Annotated in this window: 14 protein-coding genes and 1 pseudogene; 8 read left to right on the plus strand and 7 right to left on the minus strand. The window is 72.1% G+C overall.

Annotated elements, in window-relative coordinates; translation table 11 throughout:
* Nucleotides 1-42: 42 nt before the first annotated feature.
* The 3 genes from OG867_RS30220 to OG867_RS30230 are packed head-to-tail and all read left to right on the plus strand — an operon-like array spanning nt 43 to nt 1,134.
* Nucleotides 43-300, plus strand: coding sequence for an acyl carrier protein (locus OG867_RS30220; RefSeq protein ID WP_018102926.1), 258 nt, complete (start codon nt 43-45; stop codon nt 298-300).
* 1 nt (nt 301) lies between these two features.
* A complete protein-coding gene (locus OG867_RS30225; RefSeq protein ID WP_328898777.1) occupies nt 302-781 on the plus strand; it encodes an SRPBCC family protein in 480 nt (159 codons plus the stop codon).
* 20 nt (nt 782-801) lie between these two features.
* Entirely contained in the window at nt 802-1,134 is a 333-nt protein-coding gene (locus tag OG867_RS30230; RefSeq protein WP_328898776.1) for a TcmI family type II polyketide cyclase, read from the plus strand.
* Between the two features lie 66 nt (nt 1,135-1,200).
* Here the strand turns inward: OG867_RS30230 and OG867_RS30235 are convergent, their stop codons facing one another.
* Complete coding sequence (locus OG867_RS30235; RefSeq protein WP_406290185.1) at nt 1,201-2,262, minus strand: methyltransferase; 1,062 nt, start codon at nt 2,260-2,262, stop codon at nt 1,201-1,203.
* A 35-nt stretch (nt 2,263-2,297) separates the two neighbouring features.
* Nucleotides 2,298-3,371 (minus strand): nitrous oxide reductase family maturation protein NosD, encoded by a 1,074-nt coding sequence (locus OG867_RS30240; RefSeq protein WP_406290187.1) that lies wholly within the window; start codon nt 3,369-3,371, stop codon nt 2,298-2,300.
* A gap of 108 nt (nt 3,372-3,479) precedes the next feature.
* Here OG867_RS30240 and OG867_RS30245 point away from each other — a divergent pair, with 108 nt between their 5' ends.
* Both OG867_RS30245 and OG867_RS30250 read left to right on the plus strand, forming a co-directional pair.
* Nucleotides 3,480-3,887, plus strand: a complete 408-nt coding sequence (locus tag OG867_RS30245) for an ACT domain-containing protein (RefSeq protein ID WP_406290189.1) — start codon at nt 3,480-3,482, stop codon at nt 3,885-3,887.
* Between the two features lie 113 nt (nt 3,888-4,000).
* Complete coding sequence (locus OG867_RS30250; protein WP_026171499.1) at nt 4,001-4,501, plus strand: hypothetical protein; 501 nt, start codon at nt 4,001-4,003, stop codon at nt 4,499-4,501.
* A gap of 57 nt (nt 4,502-4,558) precedes the next feature.
* Here the strand turns inward: OG867_RS30250 and OG867_RS30255 are convergent, their stop codons facing one another.
* The gene (locus OG867_RS30255) at nt 4,559-6,772 is read right to left on the minus strand and encodes a germacradienol/geosmin synthase (protein ID WP_406290191.1); all 2,214 of its coding nucleotides are present in this window, start codon (nt 6,770-6,772) and stop codon (nt 4,559-4,561) included.
* A gap of 348 nt (nt 6,773-7,120) precedes the next feature.
* Here OG867_RS30255 and OG867_RS30260 point away from each other — a divergent pair, with 348 nt between their 5' ends.
* Complete coding sequence (locus tag OG867_RS30260) at nt 7,121-8,452, plus strand: N-acetylmuramoyl-L-alanine amidase (RefSeq protein WP_406290193.1); 1,332 nt, start codon at nt 7,121-7,123, stop codon at nt 8,450-8,452.
* An 87-nt stretch (nt 8,453-8,539) separates the two neighbouring features.
* Here the strand turns inward: OG867_RS30260 and OG867_RS30265 are convergent, their stop codons facing one another.
* Entirely contained in the window at nt 8,540-9,676 is a 1,137-nt protein-coding gene (locus OG867_RS30265) for an aminoglycoside phosphotransferase family protein (RefSeq protein ID WP_406290195.1), read from the minus strand.
* 232 nt (nt 9,677-9,908) lie between these two features.
* Between OG867_RS30265 and OG867_RS30270 the strand changes: the two genes are divergently transcribed.
* Nucleotides 9,909-11,405: a hypothetical protein gene (locus OG867_RS30270; RefSeq protein ID WP_406290197.1), complete on the plus strand. Its 1,497-nt coding sequence runs from the start codon at nt 9,909-9,911 to the stop codon at nt 11,403-11,405.
* Nucleotides 11,406-11,480: 75 nt separating this feature from the next.
* On the opposite strand, the gene OG867_RS30275 is transcribed toward OG867_RS30270, so the two are convergent.
* Complete coding sequence (locus OG867_RS30275; protein WP_406290199.1) at nt 11,481-12,899, minus strand: PP2C family protein-serine/threonine phosphatase; 1,419 nt, start codon at nt 12,897-12,899, stop codon at nt 11,481-11,483.
* Nucleotides 12,900-13,120: 221 nt separating this feature from the next.
* Between OG867_RS30275 and rpmE the strand changes: the two are divergent.
* Nucleotides 13,121-13,270 (plus strand): annotated as a pseudogene (gene rpmE, locus OG867_RS30280) (50S ribosomal protein L31); the annotation flags it as partial.
* Between the two features lie 124 nt (nt 13,271-13,394).
* On the opposite strand, the gene OG867_RS30285 reads toward rpmE, so the two are convergent.
* The gene (locus tag OG867_RS30285) at nt 13,395-14,054 is read right to left on the minus strand and encodes a YoaK family protein (RefSeq protein WP_406291223.1); all 660 of its coding nucleotides are present in this window, start codon (nt 14,052-14,054) and stop codon (nt 13,395-13,397) included.
* 23 nt (nt 14,055-14,077) lie between these two features.
* Complete coding sequence (locus tag OG867_RS30290; protein WP_406290202.1) at nt 14,078-15,451, minus strand: cryptochrome/photolyase family protein; 1,374 nt, start codon at nt 15,449-15,451, stop codon at nt 14,078-14,080.
* Nucleotides 15,452-15,496: the final 45 nt, after the last annotated feature.

Genomic DNA, 15,496 nt, shown 5'->3' on the forward strand with positions numbered 1-15,496 from the left:
TCCACCCCGCGCCCCACCCCTCGTGAGAAGGAGAAGTCCCTCATGACCGAACGACTGACGTACGCAGAACTCGCCGCCCTCATGAAGAAGGGCGCCGGCCTCTCCGTCGACCCCAAGGAGATGGAGAACCGCTCCGACGCCGCCTTCGACGAGTACGGCCTCGACTCCCTCGGCCTGCTCGGCATCGTCGGCGTACTCGAGAACCGGCACGGGCAGCCGCTGCCGGCCGACGCGGACCGGTGCAAGACGCCCCGCGAGTTCCTCGACCTCGTCAACAACAGCCTCATGACAGGAGCCTGACGTGTCCGGACACACCGAGAACGAGATCGTCATCGCCGCCCCCCTGGACCTCGTCTGGGACATGACGAACGACCTGGAGAACTGGCCGCAGCTCTTCAGCGAGTACGCGGCCGTCGAGGTCATGGAGCGGGACGGCGAGCGCACCACCTTCCGCCTCACCATGCACCCCGACGAGAACGGCAAGGTGTGGAGCTGGGTCTCCGAGCGCACCACCGACCGGCCGGGCCGCAACGTCCGGGCCCGCCGCGTCGAGCCCGGGCCGTTCCAGCACATGGACATCCGGTGGGAGTACGCCGAGGTCTCCGGCGGCACCCGCATGCACTGGCGGCAGGACTTCGCGATGCGCCCCGACGCGCCGGTGGACGACGCCTGGATGACCGACAACATCAACCGGAACTCCAAGGTCCAGATGGCGCTGATCCGGGACAGGATCGAGCAGCGCGACCGCGAGCGCCGCTCCGCCGCCGTCCCGGCCAACTGACCGGCAGAAGGGCACCACCCATGCACCACGCACTGATCGTCGCCCGGATGGCGCCGGGATCCGCCCCGGACATCGCTGAGCTGTTCGCCGCGTCCGACAACAGCGACCTGCCGCACCTGGTCGGCGTCACCCGCCGCAAGCTCTTCCAGTTCGGCGACGTCTACCTGCACATGATCGAGTCCGAGCGCCCGCCTGGCCCGGAGATCGCCAAGGTGACCGAGCACCCGGAGTTCCGGGCCATCAGCGAACGGCTCACCGCCTTCGTCAGCCCGTACGACCCCGAGACCTGGCGCGGGCCGAAGGACGCGATGGCCCAGGAGTTCTACCGCTGGGAGCGCGGCGCCACCGCGTGAGCGACGCCAACCGCCCCGGTCCCCCGCTTCGGCGGGGACCGGGGCGGTTGCGCGTACGCCCGCGGGTCAGCCGGGCACCACGCACTCGAAGGCGTGCAGATACGGGTTGACCGGCCGGACGCCGTCGATCGCCAGCCCCGCCTCGGAGAGCCGGTCCACCAGGCTCTGCCGGGTGTGCTTGGCGCCGCCCACGTTCAGGAGCAGCAGCAGGTCCATGGCGGTCGTGAACCGCATGGACGGGGTGTCGTCCACCAGGTTCTCGATGACGACCACCCGGGCGCCGGGGCGGGCCGCCCGGACGACGGCGGCGAGCGCCCGGCGGGTGGACTCGTCGTCCCACTCCAGGATGTTCTTGATGATGTAGAGGTCGGCGGCGACCGGGATGCCCTCCCGGCAGTCCCCGGCCACGATCGACGCCCGCCCGGCCAGCGCGCCGCCGTCCCGCAGCCGCTCGTCGGCCCGGGCGATGACTCCCGGCAGGTCCATCAGGGTGCCGCTCACCGACGGGTGCTTCTCCAGCAGGCTTGCCAGCACGTGCCCCTGGCCGCCGCCGATGTCGGCCACCGACGAGACTCCGGTGAGGTCGAGCAGCGCGGCGACGTCCAGCGCCGACTGCACGCTGGAGGTGGTCATCGCCGCGTTGAACACCTGCGCCGACTCGTGGGCGTCCTGGTGGAGGTAGTCGAAGAACTCCTTCCCGAACACGTCCTCGAAGACATTGCCGCCCGAGCGCACCGCGTCCTCAAGACGGGGCCAGACCTCCCAGGTCCAGGGCTCGGTGCACCACAGCGAGATCGCCCGCAGACTGTCCGGGGCGTCCTCCCGCAGCAGCCGGGACATGTCGGTGTGCGCGAACGTGCCCTCGGCGTTCTCGGTGAAGACGCCGTAGCAGGCCAGCGCCCGCAGCAGCCGCCGCAGCGGCCCGGGCTCGGTCCCCACCGCCTCGGCGAGCCGCTCCGCGGTCTCGGGGGTGTCGCCGAGGGCGTCGGCGACACCCAGCCGGACGACGGCGCGCACGGCGGCGGAGCGGGCCGCGCCGAACACGAGCTCGCGCAGCCGCATCGCCGGCTGCGGGGTGGGAAGGGGGTGGACGGGAGTGGTGCCGGGGGTGGTGCTCACGGTGGTCATGCCGTCTCGCTTCTCCTCGTGCGGGGGGTCACCGGTCAGCACATCCCGGCCGGTGCGGAGGTCGTGCAGACATTGCCGGTGAACCGGTTGCCCGTGCCGGTGTCCCGGTTCGCCAGGTCCGCGGGCTGGTTGCCGAGGACGACGTTGCCGCTGACGGTGTTGTCGGTGTTCTTCGCGCCCACGAAGCTCTTGAACAGCACGACGCCGCCCGACAGCGGGGTCGCGCCCACGTTGTCGCGGATCACGTTGTTCCGCACCTCGGTGGACTCGGTGCCGGTCAGCACGATCCCGGAACCCTGGATCGCGGGCAGCCGGTCGGTGGCGGCGCAGAACTTGTTGTTGCCGGTGATCCGGTTGGCGCGGACCGACATCGCACCGGCCTGCGGGGTGCCCTCGTCGCCCACGACGAACACCCCGCTGCAGTTCGCGGTGAAGGTGTTGTCGCGCACCGACAGGTTGCGCACCCGCCGCGCGGTGAACCCGATCCGGTTGTCGGTCAGTGTGTTGCCCCGGACCCGGGTGCCGCCGGTGTCGGTGGCGCCGCCCTCCTCGTCGACGCTGTTGGCGACGAAGATGCCCGCGTCCCCGTTGGAGCGGGCGGTGCTGTCCCGGATGTCGGAGCGGGTGGACCGCTGCTGCGCGATGCCCCAGACACCGTTGGTGTCGGCGGTCACCGAGCGGACGGACAGCCGGTCCGTCCAGGACGCCCACAGGCCGCTGCGGGCGAACCCGGTGACGCGCAGGGACCTGACGGTCACCCCGTCCACGGTGCCGTCCGCCGTCCCCAGGACGCAGATCCCGTTGCCCGCACCCGCGCAGTCGTCGCCGGAGGCGGCGCGGCCGGCCGCGGGCATGATGACCGTGTCGTCGCCGGAGCCGCGCAGGGTCAGGCCCGGCGTGCTGATCCGGACGCTCTCGCGGTAGGTCCCGGGCCGGACGACGATGGTGTCCCCGGGCCGTGCGGCGTCCACCGCCGCCTGGATGGACTGCCCCGGTGACACCACGCGCGCACCCGCCGCGGCGGCCGGTACGGACGGCACCGCCGCGACCAGTCCGGCGGCCGATGCGGCTGCGATGCTCACGAGGCGTGTGATGTGTCGTTTCCTCATGAGCCGAAGCTATGGGCGATCCCGGCTCGGTGCCACGCACGGTGACCGGTTGGACGCGGGGCGTGCCCGAATGGCTCACGCCCGCGCCCCGTCGGTAGCGTGGTGGCCGTGACAGCCGAAAGCGATCTCCGAGTCCTGCTGAGCGATCTGAGCCCCGAGCCCCACCCCGGCCGGTACGTCTACGCCACCGTGCCCGACGGCACCCTGCCCGGCGGCGTCGCGCCCGTCGTCACGGTCCGCGAGAGCGAGGGGCTCAGCCTGGTGCTCCCCGAGGCCGAGGCCGCGGCGGCCGGGCTGACGTACACCTATGTCGCCGGCTGGATCACCCTGCGGGTGCACTCGGCGCTGGAGGCGGTCGGGCTGACCGCCGCGGTGTCGCTCGCGCTCACCGACGCGGGGATCAGCTGCAACGTGGTGGCGGGGTTCCACCACGACCACCTCTTCGTGCCGTACGAGCGGGTGGACGACGCCGTCGCCGCGCTGGAACGGCTGGCCGCGGAGTCGCGTACCGGGTGAGAGGTGTGCATACGAGGGACGTGTGCGGTGTGCCGAGGTGTGCCCCCGGGCCTGGGCATATGCCGGTCCGGGCCCGGCTCGGCGAGGTGAGCTGGGACACGTAACATATGTGCATGTCCTTCCTCCGCCGCCGCAGCGCCGCCACACCCGCGGGCCCCGACTTCGACGTCCTGGCCATGGACCCCGGTGACTGGCCCGGCAACCTCGGCGCCGGTCTGCTCCCCGCACCCGACGGCAGCTGTCAGGGTGTGTTCCTCCGGTACGACCTGTTCGGCGGCCGCGGCCCCGCGATGATCATCGGCAACCTGCCGGAGGGTTCGCCCGCGCGCGAGACCGAGGAGGGGCAGGTTCCCTTCGAGGTGGCCCAGTTGCTGCTGGCGCTGGAGAACGACGAGCCGGTCGAGGTCACCGGCACCGAGGACATGCCGGTCATGCAGGGCGACAACCTCATGATCGTGCGCCGGGTGAAGCTCTCCGAGAGCCGTATCTCCTGTGTGCAGTTCGACCGCAGCGACGGTGTGCTCGTCACCATCGCCAGCTGGGACCGGCCCATCACCGACGACCTGTACGCCCTCCTCAAGCCGCTGCCCGCCGAGCTCTTCCAGCAGGGCTGAGCACACACCGCGGTCACCGGGCCGTGCCGCCCGGTGACCGCGGTGCGCCGGCGGCAGCTACACCTTCACCCCCGACAGCCGGCCGAACAGTGCCGCCACCTGCGAGGCCGAAGTGCCCAGCCCCGTGGGGCCGTTGAGGTGCCACGGAGCGCCGGTGCCCCGCCGCAGATCCTCCTCGCGGTAACGCCGGCAGCCCCGGTGCCAGATCAGGATGCCCGCGAGCCAGTGCTTCAGTTCCTGCACATAGCCCGCAAGCGTCTCCCGCGCCTCCGCGTCCAGGCCGAAGTCGTCGTACAGCACGGGCAGTTCGTTCTCCGCGACATGGAGGAACTGCCGCAGCCGCGACTTCATCAGGTCGTAGAGGATCGCCATCCCCGTCGGATAGTCCACCCCGAAGAAGTTCTGCACGACCAGGACCCCGTTGTGGACCTCGCCCTCGTACTCGATCTCCTTCTGGTACGAGAACAGGTCGTTGAGCAGCGCCGCGTAGTCGGCGGCCGCGTTCTCCAGGGAGCGCAGCGGGCCGCTCTCGTAGATCTCCGGCGGCACCTTCCTGCCGTGTCCGATCCGGCACAGGCTCATCGTCAGGTCCGAGCCGAAGGTCATGCGCCGCATCTCGACGTAGTCCACCGGGTCGGGGATCCGGTGCTGCGCCTGGTTCGCCAGCTCCCACAGCCAGCTCTCCGTCATGTCCTCGACGGACTTGCGGAACGCGCGCCGCCCGGCGTCGTCCATCGGCCCCGCCGTACGCTCCCAGAGGTCCCCCAGGCCGCGTTCCAGCGCGTTGACCGGCTCCGGCGTCGGGCTCCCGTCCAGCGGCATGAACAGCGACAGACGCTCGTTGGCCAGCCGGGCCCCCGCCAGATCGCGCGACCGGCCGTGCACCACCGGGAACCAGTCGTCGCCGTACGTCCCCCAGGCCAGCCACCCGGAGGACAGGTCGAGCCCGTCCGGCGTCGCGTCCGGGTGGATACCGGCCGCGCACAACGGCAGGTCGATCGCCCGCAGCCGCTCCTCGTCCCAGATGTGCGAATCCGGCACCCCGGGCTGCGGACCCAGGATGCCCATCCGGCCGGCCCAGACCACCAGCCGCTCCCGGGCGCCCTCCAGATGCGGGCTCAGCGTCGTGCCGAACGGCAGGTCGAAGTCGGGCAGCAACGACGGGCCCACGTGCTGGAAGAGCGCATGGCCGTGGCTGCGCAGCCGGGCCGACTCGGAGCGCCGGGTGAACCGGATCGACGCGGCGGACATCCCGAAGCCCGGCTCGGCCTCGCCGGCCCCGCCGTCGTTCATGTAACGGCTGGAGCGCATGTGCCACTCATGGCCGCCCGACTGCCAGTCCTGCAACCCCTTCACATACGCCACGACCGCGGCCGTCCGCACCGCGTCCAGACCCTTGGCCGCGCAGAGCGGGCCCACCTCGGTCAGCGCCGTGTTCTCGAACTGCTGGAGCCTGGACGTCAGCAGGTCGTTCACCGCCTCGGCCGCCTCCTGCGTCGAGCAGCCGAGGAAGCGCTCCAGGACCAGCACCCCGTTGCTGTTCTCGCCCTCGTCCTCCACCTCGCGCTGGTACGAGAAGAGGTCGTTGCGCAGATGGACCCCGTCCGAGAACGCGTCACTCAGCACGCGCAGCGCCCGTTCACCGGCGACCGCCTCCGGGACCTCGGCCCCGGCCGCGTACTCCACGAGACCGGCGGACCACGGGGCCCCGCCCACCTTGCGGCGCATCTCGATGTACTCGACGGGGTTCGCGATGCGGCCCTCGTTGATGTTGGCGAGCTCCCACAGCGACTCGTTGAGCAGGTTCCGCGTCGACTCCGCGAACCGCACCCGCCACGCGTCCGACATCGCGGGCACCGTACGCGCCCACAGATCCGCGAGCCCCGCCTCCACCGGGTTCTCCGGCTCCGGCACCGGCGCACCGCGCTCCATGGGCATGAACGCGGGCAGCCGGTCCAGATACCGCTTCCCGCCCTCGCGGTCCGGGGTCCGCTTGAACAGCTCCAGGAAGTGGTCGTCGAAGAAGAAGACCCACACGTACCAGTCGGTGACCAGCGACAGCGCCTCCGCCGAGCAGTCGGGATGGGTGTACGCGCACAGCAGCGCGTAGTCGTGCGCGTCGAGGTCCTTCTCCTCCCAGATACCGGACCCCTCCAGCATCCCCATGGCCCGCGCCCACGTCTTCGTGTGCTGCCGGGCCTCCTCCACATGGGGGTTGAGACGCGCCGGATACGGAACATAGAAGTCCGGCAGGGTGAACGGCTGAGCCATGTGCGTCCGGCCTTTCCGAGAGCCATCGCGTGAGTCCCACGCGCATCGGTCCTGTCGGCGCCAGCACTACCCTTGGTCCGTTCGGGGCACGCACAGCCGCGATTAGTCACACCGCAGAGCGCCCGTTCGAGGGACGCCCGTGCCGGTCCGTGCGCGTAAAACCCTGGTAACGGGCCACCGCCACACCCCCGCCGCTTCCCGCCCTTCGCAGGTCACAGGCCCTGTCAGTGGTCTGGTCCAGTGGCTCAACGCGCGGCGCTCCCAGCACTCTTGACGCCTCTTCACCTCAGGTCACAGAGTGTGCGCGCACGCCCGCAACGGCTCCACCCGGCTCTACGAAGGGTTGTCATGACGTCCAAGCAGAGGACCAGGCTCGCACTCGCCTTCACCACCGCCGGGGCACTGAGCCTCGCGCTGCTCAGCCCGGCCGCCCAGGCCGGCGCCGACGGGGTCCGGCCCGAGTGCCCGCGCGGTCTCGCCTGCGACTGGGTCCCGGCCGCCTACCAGCAGACCGGCGACCCGGCCGACAAGGAGACGTACGGCAACTACGACACCGCCGACCGGCCGCACACCAACAAGATCAAGTTCATCGTGCTGCACGACACGGAGGAGGACTTCGACACCACGCTGAAGATCTTCCAGAACCCGCTGAAGCAGACCTCGGCCCACTACGTCGTACGCTCCGCCGACGGCCACGTCACCCAGATGGTCAAGAACAAGGACGTCGCCTGGCAGGCCGGCAACTGGTACGTCAACAGCCAGTCCATCGGCATCGAACAGGAGGGTGTCGCCGTCGACGGCGCCCAGTGGTACACCCCCGAGATGTACCGCTCGACCGCCGCCCTCGTGCGCTACCTCGCCGCCACGTACGACATCCCGCTCGACCGCCAGCACATCATCGGCCACGACGGCGTCCCGCCCACCAGCGCCGCCGGCACCAAGAACATGCACTGGGACCCGGGCACGTACTGGGACTGGAACTACTTCATGGCACTGCTGGGCAAGCCCACCGTGCCGACCGCTCTCCCCGGCAGCCAACTGGTCACCGTCAGCCCGAGCTTCAAGAGGAACAAGCAGGCGTTCCGCGACTGCGAGAAGAACGTGGACCTTCCCGTCCAGGGCTCCAGCGCCGTCCCGCTGCACACCGCGCCCTCCGACGACGCGCCCCTCTTCTCCGACCCCGGCATCCACACGGACGGCTCGCCCGGCACCAACTGCGCCGCCGACTGGGGCAGCAAGATCAGCGCCACCCAGCAGGCCGTCGTGGCGGGCCGCGCCCCCGGCTGGACGGCGATCTGGTGGTACGGCGAGAAGGCGTGGTTCCGTACACCGGCCTTCACCCACACCACCGTTCCCACCTCCGGCTACCTCGTCCGCCCGAAGGCCGGCAAGGCGGAGGTGCCGGTGTACGGGGTCGCCTACCCGGAGAAGTCGGAGTACCCGGCGGACTTCGCGGACCAGCGGGTCGGCACTCCGCTCCAGTACACGATCAAGGCCGGCCAGTCCTACCCCGGCGGGGGCGAGGCGCCCACCGGCTTCTTCTACGCACCGACGATCGACGCCTCCTTCCCGCTGGACCACTCGTACTTCAAGGGCAAGGAGAAGTACGTGACGGTCCAGATCGGCCACCGCGTCGCCTTCGTCAAGGCGTCCGACGTGGACATCGTCCGCGCCCGCTGAGGCCCGGCGCCGGCCCGCACACAACAGCGCGCCGCGGTCCCGGTGTGTCGGCACCGGACCCGCGGCGCGCCCCGTGGGGCCGGCCGGTCAGCGCGTGCCGACCGCCGCCCGCACGGCGTTCCGGGCCATCGCGCAGTCGTCGTGCAGCCGGCGCAGCAGCAGCCGCTGCTCCTCGCCCGGGGCGAGCGCGCCCGCCCGGTCCTGCACGGCCCGGGCGGGCCCGGCCTCCCGCATGGCCCGCTGCACGGCCGTCTCGTACCGGCGGATCTCCCGCGTGAGTACGAGCATCAGGTTCACCAGGAACGCGTCGCGCGCCGCCGGACCGGCGACCTGCGCCAGCTTGCTGATCTCGCGCCGGGCCACCGGGGCGTCACCCAGCACGGTCCACAGCGTCGCCAGGTCGTACCCCGGCAGATACCAGCCCGCGTGCTCCCAGTCCACCAGCACCGGACCGGTGGGCGACAGCAGGATGTTGGACAGCAGGGCGTCCCCGTGGCAGAACTGCCCCATCGCGCCGCGCCCCCCGGAGTGGGCGATCCCGTGCAGCAGCTTCTGCAGGTCACCCAGGTCCCGGTCGGTGAAGAGACCCAGCTCGTGGTAGCGGTTGATCCGAGCCGCGTAGTCCAGCGGCGCCTCGAACAGGCCCGCCGGCGGGCGCCAGGCGTTCACCCGGGCGACCGCCCCGAGCACGGCGCGCAGGTCCGCGCGGGGCGGCGCCTCGGCGGGGTGGCGCGTCAGCGCGGCCACCCGGCCCGGCATCCGCTCGATGACCAGCGTGCAGTTCTCCGGGTCGGCGGCGATGAGCCGGGGCACCCGGACCGGCGGGCGGTGCCGGACGAACGCCCGGTATGCCGCTATTTCGTGCCGGAACCGTTCCGACCAGGCGGGGGAGTGGTCCAGTAAACACTTCGCCACCGCCGTCGCCCGCCCCGTGGAGCCGACCAGCAGCACCGAACGCCCGCTGCGCCGCAGCACCTGCACCGGATTGAACTCCGGGCAGATCCGGTGCACGGACGCGATCACCATCCTCAGCTGGGCGCCCTGGGGGCCCGACAGGTCCAGGCGCCCGCCGAGCGAGGGGGCGCCGGGCCCTCCCGGCCGCCGGGGCCGCCCGAGTCCGGGGGCCGGGACGGTGGTGCGCGGGTCGAGATACGGTCCGCCGCCCGCCTGGAGGGGACGCAGCGGCCGGGGCGGGGCGGACACGGAGGACGATGCTGTGTACATGGGCGATACAGATCCCTTCGTGCGCCGACAAGTTGCGTGCGCCACCCCGGCCGGCGGCCGTTCGGCACCCTGGGGAGTACCTAGGGCTGCCGGGCGGGGTTGCGCTTTCTTACCTGACACCGGGGCGCGGGTGTCTTTCGACATAGCGCACCCTGGCGAAACCCTGGCGAATAGTCACAGGGCATCTGACACGGGGTTACTGTCAACACAGCCGAGAACCTGGGGGCTTGACGTGACCGGAGAACCCAACACCCGTCTGTCGGACCTGTTCGGCCTTGCCGGCTGGTCCAAGGGCGAACTCGCGAGAATGGTGAACCGGAAGGCGGCGGCCATGGGCCACCCGCAACTGGCCACCGACACCTCGCGCGTGAGGCGCTGGATCGATAGGGGGGAGTCCCCCCGCGATCCCGTGCCGAAGGTGCTGGCGGCTCTGTTCACCGAGCGGCTCGGTCGTGTCGTGACCATCGAGGACCTCGGGTTCGGCCGGCGCGGGCGTGCGGGGAAGCGGCGAGAGGCCGGGACGCAGGACAATCCCGAGCAACTCCCGTGGCCGCCCGAACGGACGGCAGCGGTCCTCACCGAATTCACGGGAATGGACCTCATGCTCAACCGACGCGGCTTGATGAGCGCGGGCGCCGTGCTCGCCGCCGGCTCCGCCATCGCCGGCCCCATGTACGACTGGCTGAACACCGACCCCGCACTGGCGGCGGAGGCCCCGCGCGCCGGCGACCCCCTGCACGCGGATCCGGCCGGCTTCGACCGGTACGAGGCCGCCCCCATCGGCTCCGAGGAGATCGAGGCGCTGGAGCGGTCCGTCGTGGTGTTCCGCGCCTGGGACGCCTCCCGGGGCGGCGGCCTCCAGCGCAAGGCCGTGGTGGGCCAGCTCAACGAGGTGGGCGGCATGCTCACGTACCACCACCCCGCCCATCTCCAGAAGCGGTTGTGGGGCGTCGCCGCCAACCTCGCCGTCCTGGCGGGGTGGATGTCGCACGACGTCGGCCTCGAACCCACCGCGCAGAAGTACTTCGTCATCGCCGCGCACGCGGCACGCGAGGGCGGCGACCGCCCGCGCGCCGGTGAGGCCCTGTCCCGCGCGGCCCGCCAGATGGTCCACCTGGGCCGTCCCGACGACGCGCTGGACCTGATGAAGCTCGCCAAGTCCGGTTCCGGCGACGCGGTCCTGCCGCGCACCGAGGCGATGCTCTGCACCATCGAGGCATGGGCGCAGGCGTCCATGGGCCGGGGCCAGGCCATGCGGCGCACCCTGGGCCGGGCCGAGGAGCTCTTCGTCTCGGACAAGGCGGATGTGCCCCCGCCCAGCTGGATGCAGATGTTCGACGAGGCCGACATGCACGGCATGCAGGCCCTGGCCTTCCGTACGCTCGCCGAACACGACCCCTCGGCAGCGGTCATCGCCCAGCGGCACGCGAAGCAGGCCCTGGAGCTGCGGGTCAACGGCCGCGAGCGGTCCAAGATCTTCGACTACATCTCGCTCGCCTCGGCGTGCTTCATCGCCGACGACCCGGAACAGGCCGACCGTTACGCCCGGCTCGCCCTGGTCACGATGGGGGAGACCTCCTCCCACCGGACCTGGGACCGGCTGCGCGAGATGTACCGGCTGACCGGGCAGTTCTCCGGCTACGCGAAGATCGAGGACCTGCGCGAGCAGATCCAGCTCGCCGTGCCGCCGAGCCAGCGCGGCAGGAAGCCGAGGAGCGCCGAGATCTGAGGAGCCCCGGGACGCGATGAGCACCGCGGGCTCCGCCGGAGGTCTGTCGTTTCCCTACGCCCCGACGTCGTTTCCTCACACCCCGAGGCGGGCGACCAGCACGCACGCGTCGTCCAGTCGCTCGGCCGCGCCGAACGCCTCGACAACGATCCGTACGCACTCCTGCGCCGAGCGGGCCTCGGCGAAGCGCGGGGCCAGCCGCAGCAGCGTCTCCGTGCCCGGGCGCGCACCACCGTGCCCGGCGGCATCGTCGCGGGCCAGTCCGTCGGTGTGCAGCACCAGTACGTCGCCGGGCAGCAGGTGCGCCTCGACCTGCTCGTAGGCGACCCCGGAGGCCGCTCCGAGCAGCACCCCGTCCGGCAGCGGCAGCGGGCGTCCGGTGCCGTCACGGAAGAGCAGGGGCGCGGGGTGCCCGGCCTGCGCCCAGTCCAGGGTGCGCGTCGCCGGGTCGAACCTGCCGCACACGGCGCTGCCCAGCGCCGGCTGAATGGAGCTCTCCAGCAACTGGTTGAGGTGCCCGAGGAGGGCGCCGGGCTCGATGCCGGCCGTCGCCATGCCGCGCACCGCGCCCATCACCACCGCCATGGCGGAGGTGGCCTGGACGCCGTGGCCGGTGAGATCGCCGACGGTGAGCATCGTCCTGCCGTCGGGCAGCTCCATGGCGTCGTACCAGCCGCCGCCGACCAGGGCGCTCGTCTCGGACGGCAGGTAGTGCGCGGCGATGTCCAGGGCGCCGGGGCCGTGGTCGGGGAGCCGGAGGGAGGTCTGCCACGGCGGGAGGACGGCCTCCGCCGGGGCCCGGTGTCCGGCGCCGGGCTGTTCGCGGCGCAGCGAGTCATGGGTGCGGCGCACCACCTGCTGGCTGCGCCGCAGCGCGCTGACGTCGCGCAGGACGGCCCACATGGAGGCGGTGCAGCCGTCCGTGTCGAGCACGGGCTCGCCCCTCATGTGCAGGGTCCGGACGCGCCCGTCGGTGTGCCGGATGCGGAACTCGCCGTCTATCGGCTTGCCGTCCACCAGGCAGTCCGTGACGAGCGCGGTGAGTAACGGCTGGTCCTCGGGGAGCAGCCGGGAGGGCAGGGCGTCGAGCGAGAGCCCGCCCGCCTCCGGGTCCCGGCCGAAGATCCGGAACAGCTCGTCGGACCAGCTGACCTCGTCGGTGAGCAGATTCCACTCGGCGCTGCCGACCCGGCCGATCAGGGAGCCGGCGGGCTCGTCGGCGGTGTCCGCGGGCTGTTCGGACGGCTCCGGGGGCAGGCCGTCCCGGAGCTGTCCGAGATGGGCGCCGAGGGCGTCCAGATGGTGCACCGCCAGCTCGCACAGCGCGTGCTGCCACCGCGTCCGCGGGTCGTCCTCGTCCACGACGCGCACGGCGTCGCGCCGCACCGCGTCCACGTCGCCGCGCAACCGGCGCGTGCGGTGGATCAACGCGTCGACGGCATCGCGCTCGGGCGGTTGCGGGGCGGAGCGGTCCGCGGAGAGGGGGGACGGCATGTCGTACTCCGATACAGGGCGGCACAACCAGTGACGAAGGGTGGACCGCATACGACTTTCGCACAGCCGGAAGAGGCCCGTAAGAGGTTTGGCAACACTCGATGCGTTCTTGCATCCGGCATATGCCAGCGGCTGACTGTAGCCCATCTCTCTTCGAACAGCCTTTCTGCTGGCGGCGGTTGGTGCAAGTCGTGCGGTGGGCGGCGGCCGGGAATGCGGGGGAGGACGGCCGCAGCCACCCCGTCATCGACGTGGAGACCTCGTCGGTGAGCCACCCCTTCTACACGGGCGCCCGGCAGGTGCGGGACGCGGCGGGCCGGATCGAGCGGTTCCACCGCCGTTACGGCGCCGAGGCACCCGCCGCCCGGTGAGCGAAACACCCTGCGGGCCGCCCGTCCCGTGCCCTGGATCACAGTCCGGGGCCGGGATTGCGGGGAACAGACAGTGGTGGTTTATCGTTCACCTATATGTGGATGACGCCCTGAGCGCCCGCACTCAAGCCGCCCCGGCTGGATTCCCCCGATCCGGCCGGGGCTTCCCCTTTCCCGGCCCGGCCGCCGCCCGCCCCGGCCCCGCCGCAGCCTCCACCAGCAGAGCCGCCGCCGCCGGCGCCACGGCCACCACCGCACCGCCCTCCGGCCACAGCCGTACGGTCAGCGCCGAGAGCGCGGCCCCCGCCACCAGGGCGGCCAGCCGCCCTGCGGTCCAACCGTCGTCGCTGCGCCACGCCCCCACCGCGAGGCGGCCGACGAGCGACGTCAGCGTCCCGGTGAAGTAGTTCGTGGGCGTCGCCCGCACCCGCCCCTGGATGCCCATCGCGAGCCCCATGAGCACCAGCAGACCCAGCCGGTCCGTGTCCGACGCGACCAGCCGGGCCGCCCACAGCCCCGCCCCCGCCGCGAGCAGCACCACCTCGGCCAGCAGCATCAACGGCACCCGCCGCCACATCCGCTCACCCACCAGCGAGGCACCGGCCACCCCGCAGCCGTACGAGACCAGCGCGGTGACCACCCGCAGCGCGACGCCCTCCTCGCCCGCCCCGGCGGCCGAGGCGCCCAGCAGCACCAGGTTCCCGGTCATCACCCCGGCGAAGACCTGGCCGACACAGAGGAAGACGAACGCGTCCGCCGCCCCGGACGCCGCCGACAGCAGCAACAGCGCGACGCGCTCCCACCCCGTCACTCCAGCCCACGCGCCTGCCGGAACCGGGCCAGGCCCTCGGCCAGCTCCACCACGGGCTCCGGGTAGTCCAGCCGCTCCCGCTCCCCGGCCGGCAGCTTCCACGGCTCGTGCACGGCGGACCCGGACAGCGGGGCCAGCTCCGGCACCCAGCGCCGGACGTACTCCCCGTCCGGGTCGAGCCGCTTGCCCTGCACGACGGGGTTGAGCACCCGGTTGGGGCGGCTGTCGGTGCCCGTGCCCGCCATCCACTGCCAGTTCATCTGGTTGTTGGGGATGTCGCCGTCCACCAGGAGGTCCAGGAAGTGGCGTGCCCCGACGCGCCAGTCCACGTACAGCGTCTTGGTGAGAAAGGAGGCGGTGAGCAGCCGGCCCCGGTTGTGCATCCAGCCCTCGTGGAGCAGCTGGCGCATCGCGGCGTCGACCATCGGATAGCCGGTGCGCCCCTGCCGCCATGCCTCGACCTCGTCGGCCGCGTCCGCCTCGGACCGCCACCGGTCGTGCTTGTCGCGGTAGTTCTCGTGCGACGAGGCGGGCCGGGCCGCGAGGACCTGGTAGTGGAACTCCCGCCAGCACAGCTGCCGTACGAACGCCTCGGCCCCCGCGCCGCCCGCGTCCCGGCACCGGTGCACCAGCTCGACGGGGGACAGGGTGCCGAAGTGGAGATGCGGCGAGAGCCGCGAAGTGCCGTCGGCCGCAAGGTCGTCGTGCCGGTCCTCGTACGCGGCGAGCCCGCGCCGCCGCCAGGCCGTGAACGCCTTGCGCCCCGCCTCCTCGCCGCCCTCCGCGAGCCCTTCCGACACACCGGAGACATCGCCGCGGGAAGGCACCTCCTCGGAGCGCGGCCCCTCCGGCACCCGGACCGTGCGCGGCGCGCCGAACACCTCGCGCAGCCGCTCCTGCGCCCAGCGCCTGAAGTACGGGGTGAACACGGCGAAGTGGTCCGAGGAGGCGGGTGTCACCGCGCCGGGCGCCACCGCCGTGACCACCCCGTCGTGGACGCGCAGCCGGCGCCCGTCCGCTTCCAGCGCCTCGCGCAGCCGCTCCTCACGGCGGCGGGCGTACGCGCTGACACCGGCCGCCATGTGCACCTCGTCGGCACCGGTCTCCGAGGCGACCGCACACACCTCGTCGGCAACGTCCCCGGACCGGAGGACCAGCCGGCCGCCCCGGTCGCGCAGTCCGGCGTCCAGGTCGCGCAGACAGTCGGCGAGGAACGCGCGCCGGTTCGGGGCGTCGAAACCCGCCTCCCCGATCGCGCTGTCCCGGACGAACAGAGGCACGATCTCGTCGGCCGACGCGAGCGCCGCGTGCAGCGGCGGATGGTCGTGCAGACGGAGGTCGGCGGTGAACAGGACGACCGCAACGGTCATGGCGCAACTCCAGATGAGGCGGGGACAGCCATGCTGCCGTCACCC

It is taken from the genome of Streptomyces sp. NBC_00209, assembly GCF_045206345.1.
Lineage (GTDB): Bacteria > Actinomycetota > Actinomycetes > Streptomycetales > Streptomycetaceae > Streptomyces.